At 54.4% G+C, this 22736-nt stretch carries 24 protein-coding genes and 1 riboswitch; of the genes, 12 read left to right on the top strand and 12 right to left on the bottom strand.

Translation table 11 applies throughout. From position 1 onward, the window contains the following. Positions 1-97 precede the first annotated feature (97 nt). The 3 genes from E0L15_RS05630 to E0L15_RS12640 all read left to right on the top strand — a co-directional run bounded on the left by E0L15_RS05630 (position 98) and on the right by E0L15_RS12640 (position 2534). The gene (locus tag E0L15_RS05630; protein WP_168124855.1) at positions 98-871 is read left to right on the top strand and encodes a nucleotidyltransferase domain-containing protein; all 774 of its coding nucleotides are present in this window, start codon (positions 98-100) and stop codon (positions 869-871) included. A gap of 5 nt (positions 872-876) precedes the next feature. Continuing rightward, positions 877-1653 (top strand): hypothetical protein, encoded by a 777-nt coding sequence (locus tag E0L15_RS05635; protein WP_168124856.1) that lies wholly within the window; start codon positions 877-879, stop codon positions 1651-1653. A gap of 470 nt (positions 1654-2123) precedes the next feature. Next, the gene (locus tag E0L15_RS12640; protein ID WP_347565975.1) at positions 2124-2534 is read left to right on the top strand and encodes a PDDEXK nuclease domain-containing protein; all 411 of its coding nucleotides are present in this window, start codon (positions 2124-2126) and stop codon (positions 2532-2534) included. Between the two features lie 395 nt (positions 2535-2929). Here the strand turns inward: E0L15_RS12640 and E0L15_RS05645 are convergent, their stop codons facing one another. Beyond that, positions 2930-3547 carry a hypothetical protein gene (locus E0L15_RS05645; RefSeq protein ID WP_168124857.1) on the bottom strand — a complete coding sequence of 206 codons (618 nt, stop codon included), beginning with the start codon at positions 3545-3547 and terminating at the stop codon, positions 2930-2932. A gap of 328 nt (positions 3548-3875) precedes the next feature. On the opposite strand from E0L15_RS05645, the gene E0L15_RS05650 reads away from it, so the two are divergent. After that, entirely contained in the window at positions 3876-4199 is a 324-nt protein-coding gene (locus tag E0L15_RS05650) for a PadR family transcriptional regulator (protein ID WP_168124858.1), read from the top strand. Next, positions 4196-5545 carry a DUF2812 domain-containing protein gene (locus E0L15_RS05655; protein ID WP_168124859.1) on the top strand — a complete coding sequence of 450 codons (1350 nt, stop codon included), beginning with the start codon at positions 4196-4198 and terminating at the stop codon, positions 5543-5545. Before E0L15_RS05650 ends, E0L15_RS05655 begins: the two co-directional genes overlap by 4 nt. Positions 5546-5583: 38 nt before the next feature. On the opposite strand, the gene thiD is transcribed toward E0L15_RS05655, so the two are convergent. The 4 genes from thiD to thiM are packed head-to-tail and all read right to left on the bottom strand — an operon-like array spanning position 5584 to position 8481. Beyond that, positions 5584-6378, bottom strand: coding sequence for a bifunctional hydroxymethylpyrimidine kinase/phosphomethylpyrimidine kinase (gene thiD / locus E0L15_RS05660; protein WP_168124860.1), 795 nt, complete (start codon positions 6376-6378; stop codon positions 5584-5586). A gap of 1 nt (position 6379) precedes the next feature. Further along, complete coding sequence (locus E0L15_RS05665; RefSeq protein ID WP_168124861.1) at positions 6380-7018, bottom strand: HAD family phosphatase; 639 nt, start codon at positions 7016-7018, stop codon at positions 6380-6382. Continuing rightward, on the bottom strand, positions 7011-7670 hold the full coding sequence (gene thiE, locus E0L15_RS05670) for a thiamine phosphate synthase (protein WP_168124862.1): 660 nt from the start codon (positions 7668-7670) through the stop codon (positions 7011-7013). Before thiE ends, E0L15_RS05665 begins: the two co-directional genes overlap by 8 nt. Next, positions 7651-8481, bottom strand: a complete 831-nt coding sequence (gene thiM / locus E0L15_RS05675; RefSeq protein WP_168124863.1) for a hydroxyethylthiazole kinase — start codon at positions 8479-8481, stop codon at positions 7651-7653. The genes thiE and thiM overlap by 20 nt, the downstream gene beginning before the upstream one ends. Before the next feature lie 56 nt (positions 8482-8537). Next, positions 8538-8643: riboswitch (TPP riboswitch) on the bottom strand. A 188-nt stretch (positions 8644-8831) separates the two neighbouring features. On the opposite strand from thiM, the gene E0L15_RS05680 reads away from it, so the two are divergent. The 3 genes from E0L15_RS05680 to E0L15_RS05690 all read left to right on the top strand — a co-directional run bounded on the left by E0L15_RS05680 (position 8832) and on the right by E0L15_RS05690 (position 10072). Beyond that, on the top strand, positions 8832-9449 hold the full coding sequence (locus tag E0L15_RS05680; protein WP_168124864.1) for a TetR/AcrR family transcriptional regulator: 618 nt from the start codon (positions 8832-8834) through the stop codon (positions 9447-9449). Beyond that, positions 9436-9567: a hypothetical protein gene (locus E0L15_RS12545; protein ID WP_275532683.1), complete on the top strand. Its 132-nt coding sequence runs from the start codon at positions 9436-9438 to the stop codon at positions 9565-9567. Before E0L15_RS05680 ends, E0L15_RS12545 begins: the two co-directional genes overlap by 14 nt. Positions 9568-9754: 187 nt before the next feature. Then, a complete protein-coding gene (locus E0L15_RS05690; RefSeq protein ID WP_168124865.1) occupies positions 9755-10072 on the top strand; it encodes a hypothetical protein in 318 nt (105 codons plus the stop codon). A gap of 67 nt (positions 10073-10139) precedes the next feature. Here the strand turns inward: E0L15_RS05690 and E0L15_RS05695 are convergent, their stop codons facing one another. The 7 genes from E0L15_RS05695 to E0L15_RS05725 form a co-directional block, all read right to left on the bottom strand. Further along, positions 10140-11795: a galactoside ABC transporter permease gene (locus E0L15_RS05695; protein WP_168124866.1), complete on the bottom strand. Its 1656-nt coding sequence runs from the start codon at positions 11793-11795 to the stop codon at positions 10140-10142. 15 nt (positions 11796-11810) lie between these two features. Then, positions 11811-13316: a sugar ABC transporter ATP-binding protein gene (locus E0L15_RS05700; RefSeq protein ID WP_168124867.1), complete on the bottom strand. Its 1506-nt coding sequence runs from the start codon at positions 13314-13316 to the stop codon at positions 11811-11813. A gap of 181 nt (positions 13317-13497) precedes the next feature. After that, positions 13498-14754 (bottom strand): substrate-binding domain-containing protein, encoded by a 1257-nt coding sequence (locus tag E0L15_RS05705; RefSeq protein ID WP_168124868.1) that lies wholly within the window; start codon positions 14752-14754, stop codon positions 13498-13500. A 174-nt stretch (positions 14755-14928) separates the two neighbouring features. Continuing rightward, positions 14929-15915, bottom strand: coding sequence for a substrate-binding domain-containing protein (locus E0L15_RS05710; RefSeq protein WP_168124869.1), 987 nt, complete (start codon positions 15913-15915; stop codon positions 14929-14931). Then, complete coding sequence (locus E0L15_RS05715; protein WP_347565973.1) at positions 15902-17620, bottom strand: sensor histidine kinase; 1719 nt, start codon at positions 17618-17620, stop codon at positions 15902-15904. The genes E0L15_RS05710 and E0L15_RS05715 overlap by 14 nt, the downstream gene beginning before the upstream one ends. Next, entirely contained in the window at positions 17617-18900 is a 1284-nt protein-coding gene (locus tag E0L15_RS05720; RefSeq protein ID WP_087228811.1) for a response regulator, read from the bottom strand. The genes E0L15_RS05715 and E0L15_RS05720 overlap by 4 nt, the downstream gene beginning before the upstream one ends. Positions 18901-19051: 151 nt before the next feature. Continuing rightward, the gene (locus E0L15_RS05725) at positions 19052-19594 is read right to left on the bottom strand and encodes a spore surface glycoprotein BclB (RefSeq protein ID WP_168124870.1); all 543 of its coding nucleotides are present in this window, start codon (positions 19592-19594) and stop codon (positions 19052-19054) included. A 299-nt stretch (positions 19595-19893) separates the two neighbouring features. Here E0L15_RS05725 and udp point away from each other — a divergent pair, with 299 nt between their 5' ends. From udp to E0L15_RS05745, 4 genes are all read left to right on the top strand, one after another. Continuing rightward, positions 19894-20649, top strand: coding sequence for a uridine phosphorylase (udp, locus tag E0L15_RS05730; RefSeq protein WP_168124871.1), 756 nt, complete (start codon positions 19894-19896; stop codon positions 20647-20649). Positions 20650-20820: 171 nt separating this feature from the next. After that, positions 20821-21585 carry a M15 family metallopeptidase gene (locus E0L15_RS05735; protein WP_347565974.1) on the top strand — a complete coding sequence of 255 codons (765 nt, stop codon included), beginning with the start codon at positions 20821-20823 and terminating at the stop codon, positions 21583-21585. Between the two features lie 182 nt (positions 21586-21767). Next, entirely contained in the window at positions 21768-22202 is a 435-nt protein-coding gene (locus tag E0L15_RS05740) for a helix-turn-helix transcriptional regulator (protein WP_243155400.1), read from the top strand. Between the two features lie 101 nt (positions 22203-22303). Further along, positions 22304-22678, top strand: coding sequence for a PH domain-containing protein (locus E0L15_RS05745; RefSeq protein WP_087372849.1), 375 nt, complete (start codon positions 22304-22306; stop codon positions 22676-22678). Positions 22679-22736: the final 58 nt, after the last annotated feature.

Raw genomic sequence — 22736 nt, forward strand, 5'->3', positions numbered from 1 at the left:
CAGGAATTCTGGAAGCCTGCGCAGTGATTTAACGAAGTAAATGCGATGATAGGTGGAAGAATCAGTAAATTATATAAATAGATTGGAGGAAAGTATTGTGTCCGTCAACAGTTATTTGAGAAGTTTAGCAAGTAGTCTCGTACTCAGCGAGATAGAGAAAAACAATATTTCTACTTCGGTGGAAACTATTAAAACAAGGCTTGAAAAGCATTTTTCTACAGATGTGGTGGAGAAAAAAGTCTTTGGCTCGTATGTGCGAGACACCATTTTGCCCCGCAAGGCCGATGAGAAGTCTGATGTAGATATCATGGTGGTATTTTCCAACCCGAATGGCTACAAGCCTCAGACGTTTCTCAATCGACTAAAAGTTTTTGTGGAGAGATATTACAAAAGTTCTGAGATTTATCAGTCGAGCCCGACTATCGTATTGGAGCTTCATCATATTAAATTTGAACTGACACCGGCCTATGTAGAGTATGGTATGTACCATATCCCAGATGGACCCAGCAATTGGATGTATACGGACCCTAATGGTTTTTATAATACTTTGACTCAATGCAACGTGAATAATTCGTATAAAATCAAACCAGTGGTGCGGCTTCTGAAACATTGGAACATCCAAAAAAATTATCGTGATATGGCATCATTTTCGATGGAAAAGAAGATTGCAGAGGATATGCTATTTGCGTATATTAGCTGTACGACATATACGGATTATTTAAAGAAGGCGCTGAATGTTATCAAGTACAGTACCGATTACACGAGAGTTAATGCTGCTATATCGCACATAGATGCTGCACTGGCTTATGAGATGCAAGGACTACCGTGTACAGCACTAACAGAGATCAAAAAAGTATTCCCGGAGGTATAAAGCATTTGAGCAAACGAGATGATGTTAGTAGGCTATATATGCCATCACAAAAGTTGGGGGAGTTCTGTGCAGTTACCTTTTGGCTCAACTGTGTTCTATCCATTGTTAATATGTTTGCACATGGAATTCTTTTTAATATTGTGTCGGTTGTGCAGATTGCTTTAGCGCTGGGATTTGTTTCTGCATCAGTAATTGATAATGGTGTGTTTTGGTACAATGCGGAAAATGAGCGGCGTAAAAGCAACCTCCAGACGGCATTTGAGATTAGACTATCTGAGCTAGAGACAGATGGGTACTACAATAATACTGTATCTCCTTCGATGATAAAATATTCTACCAACACTTTTGAAAGTAATTACTTTTCTAAGTTTATTGCATCAAAAATGCTAAAATATAGCGCGATTCAGTCGATTCTCGCAGTAATTATTCTTATTTCAGTTGGATGGCTAATTGCTGATGGTAGTATTCTTCTTATTATATCCCAAACGATTTTTTCCGCATATATAGTCGAGGGTACAGTTTATCTTGTCATATATGTTAATCGATTGAACATTCTATATGATAAGACGTATACGCTACTTGTTACGACTGGTATTCATACATCTAAGCAGATACCAATATTGCTCTCTTATTGTATAGAGTACGAGTGTATAAAGGCACACTATAAAATCAGGCTGGATAGCAAGATTTTCAAAAAATACAATTATGAGCTCTCGAAAAAATGGGATGGGATTTATGACAAAATCGTTATTGACTTGCCTCTGAATGACACAGCGATGTGATTGTACATGGGGAAAAGAGTATGATATAGCCAACTCTGATATTCGTGTTGGAGAAAAGCGATGAAGTGAACACCAATGGTATCCTCTACCACAAGGTTCGTGAGTAGATTTACAAGAGGATTTTTTGGCACATTTATAAGAGTTTGACTATACGCTAAACACTAAATCTCACAAACACTTGGAAAGTTGAAATACTACGGAAATCTTTTATCGTCAGGAGTTGCTTTTGAATTGGCAATGTGGTATATCAAAAATGCCAGACACTGTCTGGAATATTGAGCTGGTCCCACTATTGTGAGCTGCCCTCTGAAGGAGATGTGAACAAGGAGCAGGTGTTGGCTCTAGCTATGAAGGGCAATGAGATTGCCAAGCCGGAGGACATTATCCGGGACCCCCATGTGTTTGAATTTCTGGGACTGCCGAGGACAAGCCTATGATGGAGAGTGACCTGGAGTGTGCCCTGGTAGCAGATTGAGAAGTTCTTGTTGGAGCTGGGGAGAGGCTTCATGTTTGTGGGCACCCAACAGCGAGTGACGCTGAACAACACCCACTGCTATGTGGACATGGTGTTCTACAATAAGATTCTTCGGGCTTATGTGCTCATCGAGCTGAAGACCACCAAACTGACCCCGGAAGCGGCGGGGCAGATCAATATGTACTTGAACTACCACGCTGCCGAGGTCAACGATCCAGACGACAACCCGCCCATTGGCATCATCCTTTGTACAGACAAAGATAGTATCGCGGCGGAATACGCTCTGGGCGGGCTGGAGAACAACATCTTTGCCTCCCGTTATGTCCTGTACATGCCCAACAAAGAGCAACTGGTGGCCCAGGTAGAGGCTGGCTTGGATAAGTGGCATGGAAAGGAAAAATCCTGAAATAAAACGTGATACTTGCGTTTGAAAAGAGAATTTGGTACAATACAGATACTCCAAAGACAAGTGTTGCGGCAATTAGGATCTTCCGTGTGACGGAAAAACATGGCCTGCAAGATTGCTGCAACTGCTGGTATCGCTGATACGATTTTGATACTAGGGTACCCGCTAACCAGGAATACGGTGAAAAATATTAAACAATAAAAGTTAATGCTTGCCGAGGATAACATGGCATATAGGTTGTCATATGTTCGAATTTGGCGAGTGGGAATAAATTGAGGCCTGAAAACCCAGTAATGGTGATTTCTGAAAGCTGAAAAATATTATAACGATACAGCCCTGTACTGACGAAATAAGGTCAGTACGGGGCTGTGTCGTTACGGTAGCTATAGTATCGTCTAGAGTTCCCAAGTAAAAGAAACTAAGTGATAAGTTTGTAGTACATCTCTTTTAGGTGCATCATAAGGGAGATTGTCAAAATCGCCGATATAATAATTTATATTGTGCAGAGAGGGATATTTTATCAATGAATCTGATAAAAAGTTCGGAATAAATGTGCCAGCTACAAATGAATCATATATTTGCTTTTTTGTTCGAGTCTCCGTCCAGACATCTGCCAAAATCACGCCTAAAATTTGATAGCTTAGGATATCTGGAATTCTCAACTTAAAATCATGCAAATAACTGCTTTTGGCACGTTGGATTCGGTCGATATCAGTAGCGATACCTGAAATTTTTTTACTGGGTTTTGAAAATCGTTTTGATTCGATTAAGAGAAGGCGTTTGTTTACTGGGTCAATTATTATTGCGTCATAATGTAGATTGTTATGTTCTCCAAACTGAAATTCGAACCATGTAATCGCAGAAGAATTTACTTGTTCATATGCATGCGCAAAGTTGACTGATAAATTTCTTTCCGTAAAACCTGTGCTGTTTTTTGATGGATAAAGCAGAGAAAATATGCGCTGATAGTTATATCGATAATTTCCAAAAACATCTGACAAATTCTTTGACATAAAACCTCTAACCTCTCCCAAAATATATATCTAAAATGCATTGGCTATAGGATATTCTAAAAAGCTTCGATAAGAAAATGACTACTTTTTTACAATGGGATTTTTGCTTGGTCTCTAACATAATAGAGTGTAGGGGCAGAAGAAGTTGTTCTGCATGGCCGGAGGACGCCTGGTTTTCCTCCTGTATACCAGAACGGACTTCTTTGTTGCCCATTGTACCATGGAAATTCCCCAAATTCCACCATTCTAAAATGTAGTTGACTTTCTCGATATTCGAGTTATAATGAAGGTGAAAGAACTCGATATTCGAGAAACAGGAGGTGGGACGATGGCCAGAGAGAAATTCAAGACGCTCACCGAGCAGATGTTTTATCTCCTGCTCTGTCTGCACCAGGAGCGCCGCGGCATGGAGATTTTGGAGCGGGTGCAGGAGATGACAGGGGGGAGGGTGCGCATCGGTTCTGGCACCCTCTACGACCTCCTGGAGCTGTTTGTGGAAGAGGGGATGATTCGTCAGACCCGTGTGGAAGGGCGGCGGCGCAGCTATCTCATCACCCACAAGGGGAAGGAGATGCTGGAGCGGGAGTGCCAACGCCTCCGCAGCCAGTTGGACGACTATGACCGTGTGCGCAGAGAGGAGGAAGAACCATGAGACAGACCAAGCGGAGAATGGAGCTATTGTCCTTTTACGACCATACCGGCATTGAACGGCACCTCACCCGGATGGCCCGGAAGGGCTGGAAGGTGGAGAAGATGAACAACTACTTCTGGACCTACCGGAGAATTGAGCCCCAGGAACTGCAAGTGGCGGTGACCTATTTCCCCAAGGCCTCGGACTTTGACCCATTCCCCTCCGGGGAGCAGCAGACCCTCATTGACTACTGTGAGGAGACGGGGTGGGAGCTGGCCTGTACCTGGTTCCAGATGCAGGTGTTTTACAGTGACCGGGAAAAACCTACCCCCATCCACACGGAACCGGAGTTGGAGGTGCGTATTATCCACCAGGCCTGCAAGGCCAACTATCTCCGCGTGCTCTGGTTTTTGCTGGTGCTGGGGCTGATCGGCAGCGTATTGTATACCTCTACACTGATCAGTGACACCCTGTGTATGCTGGCCAGCCCTGACGGGCTTCTCATTGGGATGTGCGGCTTGATCCTGTTCCTGATCGGCGGGGTGGAGCTGGTCGCATACTACACTTGGCGGCACCGGGCCAAGCGGGCGGCCAAACAGGGGCTGTTTTTGGACACACCCTCCACGAAAAAGTTCCAGATCGCCATGATGGTGCTGTTGGTGGCAGCCCTGGCTTGGTGGGGCGTGAATTTGGTCTTGGCTGGAAATCCAGTTATGGCCTGGGTTGTCCTATTTGCAACGGTGGGATACGTGTTGCTGATTGCTATGACCCTGGGGGTGAAACGTCTTCTCAAAGAGGTGGGGGTTTCCACCGGAGTCAATCGTGGGTTGACGCTGCTGGCCTGCGCTGTGTTTGCCTTTGTGATTATGGGCGGTGCGGTGAAGTTTGGCGTGTACCTGGCTACAGGGGCGGAGGATCCCGAAGAGCTTCCCTTTTATGTGGAGACACCCCTGTACATGACCGATTTGGTGGGTGAGCAAGAGGTATTCTTCTCCAATGCCACCAGCTCAGACCAGTCTCTGCTGCTCCAGCGTCTAAAGGTGGAGCAGTTTCCCTGGGGGCGGGAAGACGAGACTCCGCAGATGACCTATGAGCGGTACACGGTGTCTGTGCCTGCCCTGTACTCCTTCTGTGTGGGGCAGATGAAGCGGCAGATGCTGATAAAAGCCTACTGGGATGGGGAGATGGTACCCATGGATGCCACACCCTGGGGGGCAGAGGAGGCCTACCGCCTGGTGGCCAAGGACGGCACCCAGCGCAACACGTTCCTGCTGTGCCGGGGGAATATCCTGGTGTCGGTGGAGTTGAGCTGGGAGCCCACAGCGGAGCAGATGGCTTTGGTGGGAGAGAGGCTCCTAAATAGCTAGAACTGTTTGACGGGAGGCCCGTGGGGGCCTCCCGTTTTTTAGATCATATCGCTTTTTAAGTCGTAGCCGTGATGAAGGGGACCGGAGCCATGGCCCAGGTCCAACATGGCGGACAGAGCCCCGGATATGTAGGCCTTAGCCCGCTGGATAGACTCCTCCAGGGAGAAGCCCTTAGCCAGATTGGAGGCAATGGCGCTGGACAGGGTGCAGCCGGTGCCGTGGGTGTTGGGGTTGTGGATTCTGGACCCGTGGAACCAGGTGCACGCGCCGTCCACACACAGCAGGTCGCTGGCGTCGTGGACGTGGTGTCCACCCTTGCACAACACGGCGCAGCCAAAGGTGTCCGCCATCTCCCGGGCGGCCTGCTCCATGTCCGCCTGGGTGGTGATGGTCCGTCCGGTGAGAGCCTCGCTCTCCGGGATGTTGGGGGTGATGACGGTGGCCAGAGGGAAGAGAAGCTCTTTCATGGCCCCCACAGCGCTGTCTCGGGACAAGGTGCTGCCACTGGTGGCCACCATCACCGGGTCCACCACCACCCGCTGGGCGTGGTAGTGCTCCAAACGCTCCGCAATGACCTCCACCAGAGCCGGGGAGGGGACCATGCCGATTTTTACCGCATCTGGGGGAATGTCCTGGAAGACAGAATCGATTTGCTGGCGCAAAAATTCTGGTGAGACCTCCAAAATGGCGGACACTCCGGTGGTGTTTTGCGCGGTCATGGCGGTGATGGCGGTCATGGCATACACGCCGTTAGCCATCATGGTTTTGATATCCGCCTGGATGCCGGCCCCTCCGCTGGAGTCGCTGCCGGCTATGGAAAGTGCGGTTTTCATGTCACGCCTCCTCAAAACTGGGAATGGTCTCATCCGACAGGCTTTGCAGCTCTTCCCAGTGCGCGCTGGCATCCTGGTCGTACACGCCTACAATATAGAACCCGGCCTTCTTGGCGGTGGCGGCGGCATAGACAGCGTCCTCATAGACGGCGGTCTCGGCCGGGGTACATCCCATGCGCTGGGCGGCCTGGAGGTAGATGTCAGGTTGGGTTTTGCCCACTCCCACCGTCTCACAGGACAGGAGGAACTGGAAGTAGTGCCGTACCCCCAGTCGGGACAGGCACAGCTCCACCAGGGGCTCGGCGGTGGCGGAGGCCACACACATGGTGGTGCCCGCCTGGTGCAGCCCTTCCAGATAGGCGGCAACCCCTTCTTTCAGAGGAATGTCATTGCGGTAGTGCTGGTCCATCATATGCTCCATTTCCGCCACCATGTGGCTGGAGGTGATGTCCAGCCCAAAGGTCCGCCGGAACAGATCGGCGGACTCCTCCATGGTCATGGGCTTGATGGCCTCTAAGATGTGGTTGGGGACCTGCTCCACCCCACGGCTGTGGAGGTACTCCTCCGCCAGCTGGCTCCAGTAGGACATGGAGTCCACCAGAGTACCGTCCAGGTCAAAAATAGCAAACTTTTTATCCATGGGCCACCATCTTTCGGGACAGCTCCAGCAGCCGAGCAGTGGCCGCTTTGGGGTTGGAGGCGGCGAAGATGGCAGACACCACTGCCACACCGTCCACACCGCTGCCGGAGAGCTCCAATAGATTGGAGGCGTTGATGCCGCCAATGCCCACCACAGGGATGGACACGGAGGCGCAAATGTCCTTGAGCTGCTCCATGGACAGGCTGGTGGCATCCTGCTTGGTGCTGGTGTTGAACACAGCCCCTACGCCAATGTAGTCCGCCCCGGCCTGTTGGGCGGCCACCGCCTCCTGAACAGTCCCGGCGGAGATACCCAGAATTTTGTCCGGGCCAATCATGGCCCGAATATCCCGGCCCTGGATATCGGATTGGCCCACGTGGACCCCGTCGGCGTCGATGTCCAGGGCGATTTCCACGCTGTCATTGACTACGAAGGGGACACGGTACCGGGCACACAGCGCTTTGAGGGCCTGGGCCTCCTGCTCAAAGGCAGAGGCATCCAGGTCCTTCTCTCGAATCTGCAAGAAGGTGGCGCCGCCCTCCAGAACTTCCTGACACACGTTCACCAGAGTCTGACCGGGCTTGAGCCACATGCGGTCGGTGACAGCGTAGAGCAGCATAGAGCTGCGAATTTCATCGTTTGTAAACTTCATAGCGCATCTTCTCCTGTAGTTGTTCCTCGGTCAAGTTAAAAATCCCGTCAATGAGATCGGTGCGGAAGGTGGCGTTGCCCGTGCCCTTTTTTAGCCGCTGTTCCTCCGCCAGTTCTCCGGCCACGCCCATGGCGGCCATGGCGGACACGGTGGCGGCAAAGGTGTCCTGGGGCAGAGCGCCGCAGAAGGCCCCGATGAGGGAGGTGAGCATGCAGCCGCTGCCTGTGATACGGGCCATGGTGGCGCAGCCGTTGCGCAGCGCCACCGTCTCATTCCCATCAGAGACAATGTCCAGCACTCCGGAGATGGCGATCACGGTGTGGAGCTGTGCGGCCAGAGTAGCGGCCATCTCCACGGCCTCACCCAAATTCTCCTCTGTGATGGCGTCCATGGCGCTCACATCCACACCGCTGCCCACGGCGTGCTGGCCGGCCAAAAAGCGAATCTCCGAGGCGTTGCCTCGGATGGCGGCAAACTGCACCTGGTCCAACAGGCGCTTGGACTCATCCCGGCGCAGCTGGGTACCTCCGGCGGCCACCGGGTCCAGCACCACGGGCTTTCCCAGCTCGTTGGCCTTACGCCCGGCCAAAATCATGGAGTCCACAAAGTCCATGGCCCCCATGTTGCACACCAGGGCGTGGGCGCCGCAGACGGCCTCCTCCACCTCCCGGATGTCCTGAGCCATGGAGGGGGACGCGCCAGAGGCCAGAATGATGTTGGCGCAGTCGTTGACGGTGACAAAGTTGGTGATGCACTGGACCAGGGGAGCGACGGCGTGCACCTGACCCAGCGGTTGTGTGAAGCGATTCATGTGTTCTACTTCCCTTCCAAAGAAAAATGGGAGACGACCTGGCAGGCTGTCTCCCAACGAATCTTTCACAAGCTTCCTACGTCGGCATTACCCGCATCAGGTTCACGGGTCGATGGTCACACCATCCTCTCAGCCTGTGTACAAGCTCCCCAAAGGGTATTATAGGGCTTCTCTGGTCCAAAGGCAAGGGGAGAAGAGAAAATGCTGTAAATTTTTCTTGTGAAATACCTGGGCAAGAAGAGACAATACTGGTGAAAACGGAGTAATTATTTGTAACGGCGTAGTTTTGATTGACAACTAATGCTATTAGTTTCGTAATAGCTAACAGCATTAGTTTTGGAGGAATGAGTATGAGCGCAAAGGGATTGACCAGAGAGGTCATTGTGTCCGAGGCGGTGGCCTGCATGGAACACACGGGACAACCCACCGTGTCGCTCCATGAGTTGGCCCGCAGGCTGGGGGTAAAGACCCCGTCGCTGTATAACCACATACAAAATACCCGACAGCTCCAGCGAGAGGTGTTCCGCTATGCCATTGACAAATTTGTGGCCCATCAGGAGGCAGCGGTGGCAGGGAAGGAGAGGGACCAGGCGGTGCGGGCGTTTGCCCAGGCCTACCACGCCTTTGCGGTGGAGAATAAGGGGCTGTATCGGCTGATGATGTCCATCCCCTCCCAGGAGGATGACCAGGCCAAGGAACTGGCTCTGCCGCTTCTGAAAACGGCGGTGGAGGTGCTCGCGGGCTATGGTCTGCCCCAGGAGCGGGTGGCCCACTGGCAGCGGGTGTTCCGTGCCATCCTCCACGGGTTCATTGCCCAGGAGGACTTGGGATATTTTTATTACTACGATACCACCGATGTGGGGGAGAGCCGGGACATTGCCATTCAGTGTTTCCTGGACGGACTCCACGCTGAGGTGGATGCAGGAGAGAAGAACAGAGCAGGAGAGAGAAACCATGACGAAAAATAACGAACTATTTACCACCATGCCGGTGGGGAAGGCGGTGGCCAAGCTGGCCATTCCCACTGTGGTCAGCCAAATTATTGTGATTCTGTACAGCTTGGCGGATACCTTTTTCATCGGGTAGATTGGCGATCCCAACCAGATCGCCGCTCTGTCCATTACCTTTCCCATCTACATCCTGTTGACGGCCGTGGCCAACCTCTTTGGCATCGGTGCCAATAGCGTGATCGCCAGAAGCCTGGGGCAGAACGATGAGTCCACTGTCAAGAAAGCTTCGGCCTTTGCCTTTTGGGCCAGCCTGGGTCTTCCATATGGACGTGGCAGGCGCTGCCGTGGCCACCATGCTGTCCAATGCCATTTCCATGGTGTATTTCTTTGTGGTGCTCTACCGCATCCGCAAGGAGACGGTGCTTACCATTGACGAGAAGCGAGCCGAGCGCATTGTCACAGTGTACGGCCAGCGAGAGGAATCCCCTATCCAGCGCCTCCACGAGCTGTACACCGGCACCCAGTGGGGCCAGGCAGACAACTATGACCTGTGCCTGGACAGCGGAAGACTGGGCATTGAGCCCTGTGTGGATATGATTGCAGCCCTGTATCAGCAGCGATGCAAGGCTACAGCGACATAATTGGGCATCAAAAAAACCCCATCGCACTGATGTGCGATGGGGATTTTTGTGTAGTAGGAGGGAAGAATTACTTCTTCTGCACGTACTTCAAGCAGTCCAGAGTGACGGCCACCAGGATGATGATGCCGGAGAACACGAACTGCAGGTTGGTGTCGATACCCAGGGTGGTCAGGGAGTAAGTCAGAGCGGTGAAGATACACACACCGACCACAACGCCGGAGATCTTACCGATACCACCGGTGAAGGACACACCGCCCACAACGGCAGCGGCGATGGCGTCCATCTCCCAGCCTTGGCCGTAAGCAGCGGAACCGGAGCCCACCATGCGGATACACTCCAGCCAGGAGCCGAAGCCGTAGAGGATACCGGCCAGGATAAAGGCGCCCACAGTGATGGCGAATACGGAGATACCGGACACGGAAGCGGCCTCAGGGTTGCCGCCCACGGCGTACAGGTTCTTACCAAAGGTGGTCTTGTTCCAGATGAACCACACGATGACCACAGCGGCCACAGCCCACAGGATGATGGTGGGGAACTTGCCGATCTTGGGGATGATCATGCTGGGGATGGTGGTCTCAATGGCGCCGAAGGACACGCCCTTGGTGCCGTAGGTCACCAGACCGAAGATGACCAGCATGTTGGCCATGGTGGCGATGAAGGGGTGCATCTTGAACTTGGCGGTGAAGAAGCCAGCGATGGTGGTGAAGATGGTGCACAGCACGATGCAGACCACCAAGGCCATAATCACACGAGCAGGAACAGGCATGCTAGTGAAATCAAACACATGGCCAAACACGGAGCCAGTGTTGACACCCTGGTGCATGATGATGGTGGCAGCGGTCATGCCCATGCCCATCATACGGCCGATGGACAGGTCGGTACCGGCCAGCATGATCAGGCCAGCCACGCCCAGAGCCAGGAACATACGGGGAGAGGCCATCTGGAGGATGTTCAACACGTTGTTCACGGTCAGCAGTTGCACGCCCTTGATAGCGGGGGTGATGAAGCACAGGGCGATGAAGATGACCAGAATGGCTATATACAGGCCGTTCTTCAACAGGAAGTTCCGGGTGTTGAAGGTGTAGCGGTAGTTCTCCACCTTCTGGGCCAGGGTCTCACCCACGGTGAACTTGGACATGCGCAGCAGGTCAATGAGGTGGAACTTATGCTCATAGGCGGCGTGGCGGCGATCCTTGACCTCCTGAAGGTCCTTATTCAGGGCCATCTTGGCGTCAAAGAGGCGGTTTCTGTGGACGTACTTCTCGTCCTTGATCTCGTGGGCATCGGTGAGCTTGGACAGGGTCTTCTGGTGCTCCTGGTTCAACTCAGCCACGGTGGCACGATACTTCTCCTGGGCGAAGGACTTCTCATCCTTGCAGCTGGCGGCCACGTACTGGAAGTAGTCCTGGTTGAAGTGGGCCTTCAGATAGGTTTCGGCGTCGGCAATCAGCTTGGACACCTCGGCCTTGTTCTTGGCCTCCACAGCCTTGGCCTTCTCCAACTCTTTGCGCCAACCCTCGGCGATGGATTCCTTTTCCTGTTTGGTGTAGATGCGGTCCCGCTTCAGGCTGTCCAGGTTGCTCTGAATTTCCAGCACCTTATCAGTGCCGTCTGCCCGGAGGGCGTCGATTTTCGCTTGAATGCTGCCGACGTACTCGTCGATGGACTGGCGGAGCTTATCCTCCTGCTCAGCCGTCAAAATATTTGTTTTCACAGGTGCCATATACAACTTCTCCCATTAAAGGTATTTTGCGCTCAATCTCAAGAGCTCTTCCTGATCGGTCTCCTTGGTGTTGACAATGCCGGACAGACGTCCGTTGGACATAACGCCGATGCGGTTGGTGATACCCAAAATCTCCGGCATCTCGGAGGAGACCACGATGACGGTTTTGCCCTGCTTGGCCATGTTGATAATCAACTCATAGATCTCATACTTGGCGCCCACGTCGATGCCGCGGGTGGGCTCGTCCATCATGAAAATCTGGGGTTCCCGCTCCAGCCAGCGGCCGAAGATAACCTTCTGCTGGTTACCACCGGATAGGCTGGTGATCATATCCTCGGGGCCCATGCACTTGGTGTGCATCGTGCGAATCTCCTTGTTGGTGGCCTTCACCATCTTGGGGTCGGACAGGGCCACGCCACTCTTGTACTGATTCAAGTTGGCGATGGTGGTGTTAAAGGTCAAGTCGCACTTGAGGAATAGACCGTTGGCCTTGCGCTCCTCGGTGATGAGGGCGAAGCCATGGTCGATGGCCTCTTTGGCGGTGCTGAAGTTCATCAACTTGTTGCGGAAGTACACACGGCCAGAGGCACGGGTACGGATGCCGAAGATGGTCTCCATCAACTCGGTACGGCCAGCGCCCACCAGACCGTACAGACCGAAGATCTCGCCCTCTTTCACATCGAAGGTGATGTCCTGAAGATGAGGGGCAAACTTGGTGGACAGGTGCTGCACCGACAAAATGGTGTCTCCAGGGGTGTTGTCCACGGGGGGGAAGCGGCTTTCCAGGGAGCGGCCCACCATGGCGCTGATGAGTTCGCCCATGTTGGTCTCCTTGGAGGGCTTGGTCATGACCAAGTTACCGTCTCGCAGCACCGAAATCTCATCACAGATCTCAAAAATCTCATCCATCTTGTGGGAGATGTAAATCAGGGAGATGCCCTGATCCCGGAGCATTCGCATCATCTCAAAGAGCTTGTCCACCTCTTTGACGGTGAGGGAGGAGGTGGGCTCGTCCAGCACGATGACCTTGGCGTTGTAGGAGATGGCCTTGGCGATCTCACACATCTGCCGCTGGGACACCGACATGTTGCGCATGGGCTGGGTCAGGTTTACCGTCATGCCCAGTTTGCGGAACAATTCGGCGGCCTTTTTCTTCATGACACCCTCATCCACGACGCCAGCCTTGGTGGGGTATCGGCCCAGGAACAGGTTGTCCATGACGTTGCGCTCCAGGCACTGGTTCAGTTCCTGGTGCACCATGGCAATTCCGTTTTCCAAGGCGTCCTTGGGGCCGGAGAAGTTGATCTCCTTGCCGTCAAAGTAAATTCTGCCCTCGTCTTTTTGGTATGTACCGAACAGGCACTTCATCATGGTGGATTTACCGGCGCCGTTCTCGCCCATCAGGCCCATGACGGAGCCGCGCTTCAAATCCAGATTGATGTGATCCAGCACCCGGTTACGACCGAAGGACTTGCACATACCGCGAATCGACAGGACAATATCGTTCTTTGCTTCTGCCATTCTCGTTACTCCTGTTTCAAATTGACAGGTTACCCTGCCGAGATTATCACGTACAAACTATTAGGGAGAATTCCTTCTGCCGTACAGTGAGAATCGCTTCTCCTGAACGGAGAATTCCTTCTCCCTAATAGCGTATGTTACAACTGATTAGCGAACTGGAATTTTACCACGTAGCTACAGATTACTGAGACAGCTTGGTGGTGTAAGTGACAGCGTTGTCGGTCTTCACCATGTTGATGGCGAAGGCATCGTAGGCGCTGGGGTTGGTCAGACGGTCGGACACACTACCCTCAGACTGACCATCGCCCTGAACGTACTCAACATTCAGGTTCAGCAAATTATCATACTTCTCCAGCAGGGGCTGATAGGTACCGCCCAGGAAGGTGTCGTTGGAGTTGTAGACACTCAGCCACACCTTCTTCTCGGGGCTGGTCTCCTTGTCCAGCTGCTTGGAAACAGGCTCCCAAATCACGGTGGAGTCCAAGAAGTCCTCATAGTTGTCCTTGGTTACGGCTACGTTCAGAGCGTAGTAGGAACGAGTGGCCTCATCATACTTGTACACGTCCTCGCTCAGCACGTTACCAGCGGCATCCTCAGTGCCGATACCGGTGTCCATATCCACGTTGTCCAGAGCGTTGCGGATCACGCGGAGGGTCAGGTAGGCCTGCACGTCGGCGTGCTGGCTGATGGTGCCGCCGTAACCATTGGCGATGGCCTTAACGGCGTCGGAGTTGGCGTCATAACCAAAGGTGGGAACCTTCTCCTTGTTGGACCAAGCGTTGAACATGGACATGCCCATGCCGTCGTTGTTGGAGGCCACGATGTCGATCTGGTCACCGAAGGAAGAAGCCCAAGTGGTGATGGCGTTACCAGCGGTGGGGGCATCCCAAGTGGAACCGGCGTTACTCTTCATCTCCTGGGAAGCCAGCTCACGGACGATGTAGGTCTTGCCGTCGATCTCCAGCTTGCCGTCCTGAACGAACTCGGACTTGCCGTCGGTGTTGGTGCCAACGGGATTGCTGACGATGGTGCCGTCATCCTTGGTCACAGCAGTGCCCAGAGCGGAGCGGACGCCGCGGGTACGGGCGATGGAGTCGTTGTGGCCGATATCGCCCACGGCCAGCACGTAGCCGATGATGCCGTCGTTGTTCTTGTCGATGTCAGCGATGTTGGCCTTGATGTAGTCCAGAATCATCTGGCCCTGAAGCTCGGCGCCCTGGTTGGCATCGAAGCCCACATAGTAGGTGTCCTCGTTGAAGTTCAGAGCCTCGGTATTCAACTCGCCGGTGGTGGAGTTGGAGGGCTGACGGTTATACCAGACAACGGGCTTATCCTTGTTAGCGACGGTATCGCTGCCGCCCTCGCCGCCGCCACCACAGGCAGCCAGACTGAAAGCCATAGCAGCAGCCAGAGACAAAGCAAGCACTTTCTTCTTCATAACGATTCTCCTTTTCATATTCAGGTGATTGACGGAGCATACGCGAGCTCCATCTCTTGTCCTCTATGTTACCGAAATTGCCTGGCGAAAACAAGGTGAAAAATCACCGAAAGAAGGGCAAAAAATTATTCCAACTAAACAACATGCGAAAAAAACAAATGCTCAAATTGTGCATTATGACGGGTCTTTGCGCTGTTCAAAGGCAAAAAGCGCTTTTTGGCTGTCGATGGAGAATAAATTATTCCGATCGACAATCTGCGTAGAGGTGTCCACAGTGGGGTCCACTTGTTTACCCTGTCCTGTGAGAAGCTTGTATGCGCTCTCCACGCCCAGGTATCCCATGGCGTAGGGATTTTGCACGATGAGGGCATCGACCGTGCCGTTTTGCAGGCCGTCCACGGTACTGACGTTGGAGTCAAAACCCACCAAAAAGATGTCATCGGCGGCATCCCGATTCTCGATGGCCTTGGCGGCACCCACGCTGGTGGGCTCGTTGAAGGCCAGCAGGACGTTGATCTCCGGGTGTTGGGTGAGAAGGGCGGTGGTATCGGTCTGGGCAATGTGGGACTCTGCCAGGGTGTTGATGACACTGACCACTTGGGCCCGACCGCTGCGGGTGAACGTCTCCACGGCGCCCCGCTCACGTTCCTGGCCGTTGGCAGAGCTGATATCATAGTTGATAATGCCCACGTGCAGCTCTCCCTCCATCCGGGCGAGAGCGGCTTGAGCCGCCATCTGTCCGGCGGCATAGTTGTCCGTGCCAATGTAGGTGCTCACGGCCTGAGAGTCCACGTTGCTGTCAATGGCTACGATTTTGACCCCTTTTTGGGCGGCGGCATCAATGGCGTCTGCGTTGTTGTCATAGTGGATGGCGGAGAAGACCAGGGCCTCAGTGCCTGCCTGAACGGCTTTATCCACCATCTGATTTTGAGTCTCGTAGTCCTCCTCGGCATCAGGGCCTACGATGTTGAGGTCCAGGTTGTACTCAGTGGCCGCTGCCTCAGCTCCTGCAAAGACCGACAGCCAAAACTCCGTCTGAGTGGATTTGGCGATGAGGGTGACGGTGTGTGGGGCGGAGATGCTGGAGGTCGAAGTGCAGCTGCACAGCAGCAGGGACAAGGCTGCTGTGAGTGCGGCCAGGGCGCGATTATTTCCCTTCATAATTTCCCTCCCAAAGCTTCGGCATGCGAATTTCCACACAGGTGCCCACATCCAGCTTGCTGGTAATGGTGAGGCCGTATTCCTTGCCAAAGTAGATTTGCAGACGGTCGTTGACGTTGCGGATCCCGATGCCGGTGCGCTCCTTGGGGCCGTGCTCCAGGATGGCCACGATCTGCTCCTGGCTCATACCCACTCCATTGTCCTCTACCCGGAAGACAATATCCTCCCCATCTTGCTGGACGTATACGTCAATGCGCCCTTCGTCCACCAGCAGATCCAATCCGTGGTTGATGGCGTTTTCGATGATGGGCTGAAGGGTGATTTTGTTGCATAGATAGTGCAGACACTCAGGGTCCACGTGGAAGTGGTAGGTAAACTGGTTTTTATACCGGTATTTCTGGATTTGCAGGTAGCTCTCCGCGTGCTCAATTTCCCTGGAAATGGGGATGAGCTCGTGGCCCTTGCTGATGCTGATGCGGAACAGACGGGCCAGGGCATGGACCATTTTCACCGCATCGGCGTTGCGGCCCTGTTCGCACATCCAGGCGATGGAGTCCAGGGTGTTGTAGAGAAAGTGGGGGTTAATCTGGGCTTGCAGAGCCTTGAGCTCGGTTTTCCGCAGATTGACCTCCTCCTCCCGCACGGTGTTCATCAGCTGTTGAATGCGCATGACCATATGACCGAAGGAGCAGGACAGTTCCTGTACTTCCCGGGTACCGCCCACGGGGTAGTAGTCGAAGTGGTCGGCATCGGACTCGAAGTCCTCCATGGCGGACTCCAGGGACCGGAGGGGACGGGAGAGCAGGCGGGAGAGCAGCCAGCTGGTGAACAGGGCGGCCAGAAGCACCATGGCAGCGATGAGCAGGGACAGGCGCACCATCTCGCTGACATTGCGGTTGACCAGCTCGTCCACGTAGCTGACACCCACTACCCGCCAATCGCTGCCCTCCACACTGGTGAGGGAATAGATGACGGTGTCATTGGCCCAAGCGCCGTCCTCCATTTGAGAGAGCTTGGCCGTGTCCTCGGATTTCAAGCCGGAGTAGAGCAGCTGCTGCTGGGGGTGATAGACCATGTTGCCGTCCCCGTCCATCAAAAAGCAGTAGCCCCGCTGTCCAATGCTTACATTATTAATATAGCTGGAGATGCTGGAAAAGCTCAGATCCAGGGAGACCCAGGCGGCAGAGCCATCCTGGGGCAGGCGGGAAGTCATGGTGACCACCCAGGGGTAGTATCCCTCAAAAATACTCTCCACGTGGGGAGCGGACATGTAGGGGCCCTGGGAGGCCTGGGCTTTTTCCAGATCAAAGGAGAGGTTTTGGAGGATGTTGTCCTTGGGTTCGTGGTCGGGGGACCAGCACTGGAGCAGCTGGCCGTCGTGGGAATAGCTGGTCACCGCCACCACGTCGGGGCGGAACTCCAGAAAGGCGGACAGCAGCTCATCCCGGCTCTCGTCGGTCTCCGACATGGACTGCTCCACCAGTTCCATGGCCTGACGCATATCGGACAGATAGTTGGACACGGTGGTGGACACCTGAGACACGGCCTGCACACTGGTGGTGCGGGCGTTTTGTACCATGGCCTCCTGGTAGCGGTTTAAAAACAAAGCCAGAAAGCAGCACAGGGTGATGGCCACCACGCCCACCACCATGGCTACCAGGATGGTGGTGATGCGCAGGCCGGTCTGGACGTTGTTCTTGCTCAAGCCTGGCCACCCGCCTTTTCCGCCTCCAGCCTGCGGCGCAGGGCGTTGGGGGACTCGCCGCAATACTTCTTAAAGCAGTAGCTGAAGTAGTGCTGATCGGTGTAGCCGCAGCGTTGGGAGATGTCCTGGATTTTCAAATTGGAGTTGATGAGCAGTTCCCGGGCCGCTTCCATGCGCTTGCGGATGAGAATGTTGATAAAGGTCTCTCCGGCATATTTCTTGATGCAGGAGCTTAAGTGGTTGGGGCTGACGTCCAGCATGGCGCTCAGGGACACCAGGGAGAGGTTGACGTCCATATAGTGCTGGTCCAGAGCCTCCAGGGCCCGCTGACACAGGTTGTTTCCGCCTTTGATGGAGGGGGCCAAGTCGCTGATAAACTGCACGCAGCTCTCCGACGGGTCCCCTTGGCGCAGGGCCTCCATAGCCTCCTTGTAGGCACCGTGCAGGGCAGTGAGGGAGCGCACCATGCGGCTGACCCCGATGCGGCAGCGTCGGCCCAAAATGCGGGAGGCCATCTGGGGAATCTCGTCGGCTAGAATGTGCAGATACTCCTCAAAGTCCGAGGGGTTGCCCAGCAGGACCGAGATGACCTTGCCAGCGGAGAAAAAGCTCAGGCCCCGCAGGTATTTGGCGGCCAGAGTGTCCACCGACGCCACAAAGGCGGGGGTGGTGCAGTTGTTTCCCTCGTCGTCCAGCAGGGAGGACACCATCACCGTGTAGCAGGGCTTGTCCAGGTTGTCCCGCAACAGGCCGCACTGGCGGCCGTATTCCAGGGCCTGCTCCTCGTTGCCTGGCTCGGAGTAGGCATCCAGCACCAGGGGCATGAGCATGGCGGCCTGGAGATCGTGCTCTACATTACGGGAGGAGGCCTGGCGGAACATGGCGAACTGGGCATCGATCTTCTGGCGGATGATGCGCAGCTCAGCCCCCAGGCCCTCCAACGTCAGGGGCTTGAGCATGTAGCTGATGATGTTGTACTGAATGGCCTGCTTGGCATATTCAAAATCATCGTAGCCGCTGAGAAAGGCGATGTTGGTGGCAGGGCGTACCTCTCGCACATGGCGGGCCAGCTCAATGCCCGAGATAAAAGGCATGCGGATATCGGTGAGCAGCAGATCCGGCTCATATTGCTCCACCAGCTGGAGGGCATCCAGTCCGTTGCTGGCGCTGCCCAATAGATTGAATCCGTACTCCTGCCATGGAATCATGGAGCATACGGCTTCCCGGAGTTCGTCCTCGTCATCGGCGACAATGACCGTGTACAGTGTCTTAGTGGCCATGGGGGTATCGATCCTTTCTCTATGTCTCAGAAGGGTGGAAGCACACACAGGGTGGTACCCAACGGAATGGACAATCAATAATAGCAGATTTCTTCTTAGTATAGCAGATTTGCAGGACAGAGACAAATATTTCTTGGAGGGAACTGTAAAATCAGCTGTTTCCCAGTCGGGTGACGGTCATAGATACGGCATCGGCCAGATAGTTGCCGCCAAAGGGGGCTACCTGGAGGGTGGTGGGCACGTCAGTGACCGAGATGGGGACGGTGAAAGACACCTCCGAGGACTGGGTGGCATTTTGAAAGGTGAAGGGCACCGAGGCCCCGGATTGCACCGAGCCGTTGACCTCCAAGGAGGTATTGATGTTTACGGGAAAGGTGTTGTTGGCGGTGGGGGTGATGACGCCGTGAAACTCCACCGAGTACACCCCGGGCTGGTTGATGGTGAAGGTGTCGCTGCCCGAGGTGTGGCTGATGTCGGTGCCCAGGCTCAGAGCGTTGCGGTCAAAGGTGATGGGGGTGCCGGAGGAACCGGGCTGGGACGGGGTGGAGTAGGAGGACACCAGACTGACGGGCTGGGAGGTACCGGGCAGGCCCTGGGGAATGGTGAAGTTGAGCACGGCATTTTGAGCGGTGCCGGAATTGGTCACCTCCGCCGGGGTGCCCGGGGCCCCAGTGGTGACCGTTCCAATGGTCACCGTGGCGGCGGCTCCAGGAGGCCCAGGTGGGCAGACACAGGGCTGGGGCATATAGAGCGAGCAGAGGGGAAAACAGACGTTGCGGCTTGCACGGCAGACCGGACAGTGACAGGAACAGTGTCGGCGCATGGAACTCCTCCTTACTTTGGTAGGCTGCCCCATGCTATGCTCCATTTACAGAAATGGTTTCAGCAAACCGCGAAATTTCCGTTGACGAACGGTGGGGGAGGAGTACAATAGAATTATATAAGGTATGGGGCGGCGAGATTGCCCTGGATTTACCGGAGAGGAGTGAAGGCATGCAGTACCACATTCAATTGGATGCGCCCATGCTGGAAGGGGCGGAATATGCCATCCTGGCAGGAGATCCCGGCCGCATTGAGGCCATCGCTCAGCACCTGGAGCGGCCCAAACGCCTGGGCCAGAACCGGGAATACACCAGCTTCCTGGGCTATGTGCAAGACCGGCCAGTGCTGGTAATGTCCCACGGCATCGGCGGACCGTCCACCGCCATTGCGGTGGAGGAGCTGGCCCAGCTGGGCATCAAGACCATGATTCGCGTGGGTACCAGCGGCGGCATGCAGCAGCAGGTGCGGGCTGGGGATGCGGTGATTGTCCAGGCCGCCATTCGCCAGGACGGCACCAGCCGGGAATACTTGCCCATTGAGTACCCGGCAGTGGCAGACTTTGATGTGACGGCCGCCCTGAAACAGGCGGCTCTCCGCTTAGGCCAGCGCCACCATGTGGGAGTGGTGCAGTGCAAGGACAGTTTCTATGGCCAGCACTCCCCCCAGCGCATGCCAGTGAGCTATGAGCTGCTCTCCAAGTGGGATGCCTGGATTCAGGGAGGCGCTCTGGCCAGCGAGATGGAGACGGCAGCCCTGTTCACCGTGGCTTCGGTGCTGCGGGTGCGGGCGGGGGCCGTCATGCTGTGCATCTGGAACCAGGAGCGGGACAAGGCGGGCCTGCCCCACGAGGAGTGCCACGACACCCAGGGGGTTATCCAACTGGCCGTTCAGGCGGTGGCGGAACTTATGGCTCAGGATGGGCAGTGAGAGGGAAAATATGCCCTGTAAACATATGGTAATTATTGACATGCGGCCTTTTGTGGTGTATGATAGCGTGTACCGGACAGGGAGGACTCTCTGTTTTGGTGAAAGGGATATAACTTAACAGCCCTTGGTACAGCCCGATAATTGGCTGGATACACAACAGGAGGACAATCGGTGAAACATTCAATACGCAAAGGAATTCTGCTCAGTGCCTTGTTGGGAGCCTTTCTCTTGACCAGCGGGTGCACGGCAGGAATGGCCCAGCAGCCCCAGGAACATCCCATCGCAGAACAGCAGAAAACGGAGGTGGAGGCCACCCCGGAACCCACCCGTACCCCGGAGGTAGGGGGCAAGGGGATTGCTGCGGTGGAGGAGCCGGAGGGACCGCTGGCCCCCAGTGGAAAGAGCTACAAGTACTATGAGACGGTGGAGCCTACCTACGTGGATGGTGTGCTGCTGGTCAATAAAGAGTATGCCCTGCCCCGGGATTATGGAAACGGGGAGGACGCCACAGCCTATCAGGCCTTGCTCAAGCTTCAGCGGGCGGCTCGGTGGGCCGGGTATTCCATGGACTTGATGAGCGGATACCGTTCCTTTGAGACCCAGGAGGAGCTGTACAACGACTATGTGGCGGTGGACGGCGTGGAGAAAGCGGACACCTACTCCGCTTGGCCGGGCCACTCGGAGCATCAGACCGGACTGGCCTTTGATGTGGGTTGGGTGGACCTGCAATTTGCGGACACCCCAGCGGGCCGCTGGCTGGCTAACCACGCCCATGAGTATGGATTTATTATCCGTTACCCGGAGGGGAAGGAAGACATCACTGGGTATCAGTACGAGCCCTGGCACATCCGATACTTGGGGGTGGAGTTGGCCACCAAGGTGCACCAGAGTGGACTGTGCTTGGAGGAGTACCTGGGCGTGGCACAAACTGCATAAAAACGAAAAAGCATAAGGTGAAAATCGGTCGTTGTTGTTTGCTGAGGCATACAAGGACGATCGATTTTTTAAACGGCTGTTAGGTAAAAGCATTTTGACAAGAGTTTTACCCTCTTGTCAAAGCCTTTTGATGGAAAAAACATCGGCCGATTTGTTAAACTGAAGATCAGAGGAGGATGGATATGCAGATTGGAGACAAGCTGAGAAAGGCCCGAGAAGAACATCAACTCACCCAGTCACAAGTGTCAGAACAATTGATGGTGTCCAGACAGACCATTTCAAACTGGGAGACAGGGAAGTCGCTGCCAGACATTTTGAGCGTTCTTCGGATCAGTGAGGTGTATCAAATTAGCCTGGACGAGTTGTTGAAAGGAGACAAGGCGATGTTGGAAAACATGGAAAAGGAAGCGGAGCAGAGAAAGGCTGAAAAAACGGTCCTCACCGTGGCGTGGATCTCCATTTTAGTGGGAATCCTCGTCCTGATACTGGGCCATGCCTTGGAAGGTTATCCAGTGGTGGATTTTCTCAGCGGAGCCACACCATGGGGTTTGTTGGGGGTGACGTTTTTGCTTTGGATCTTGTCTCTGAACAGGCAAAGCAAACAGAACAAGGAATGACCAGCGATTTGAGAGTTTGACTATGGTACGGGCTTTTGCGTGATGGACAAAGGAACAAAGCTGTGTTACTATGTGCATACTCAGATAAAGGGGGCAAAAGCATGATTGACTTTGAAAACGCCGACTTTCTCAAGCTGAAAGAAGTGGAAAATGACACCTACGCCCAGCGACTCACGCCCATGTTTGCACCGGGGGAGGAGATGGTGGCCTCCTTCCGTACCGTGCGGGATGGCGTGGTATTCACCAACCGGCGGGTGATCACCATCAATATGCAGGGGCTGACGGGGAAGCGGACCGACTATACCTCCCTGCCCTATAAGCGGATTCAGGCCTTTTCCGTGGAGACCTCCGGGGTGTTTGACCTGGACAGTGAGCTGGAGCTGTGGTTCAGCAGCCTGGGCCGGGTCCGGTTTGAGTTCACAGCTGGAGCGGATGTGGCCCGGATCTGTTCTGTGATCTCCCAGTACGCTCTGTAACCTTCCAGAGACAAAAAGAGACTCCATGTTCCGTAATGGAACCTGGAGTCTCTTTTTC

It is taken from the genome of Pseudoflavonifractor sp. SW1122, assembly GCF_012027765.1.
Taxonomy (GTDB): domain Bacteria; phylum Bacillota; class Clostridia; order Oscillospirales; family Oscillospiraceae; genus Enterenecus; species Enterenecus faecium.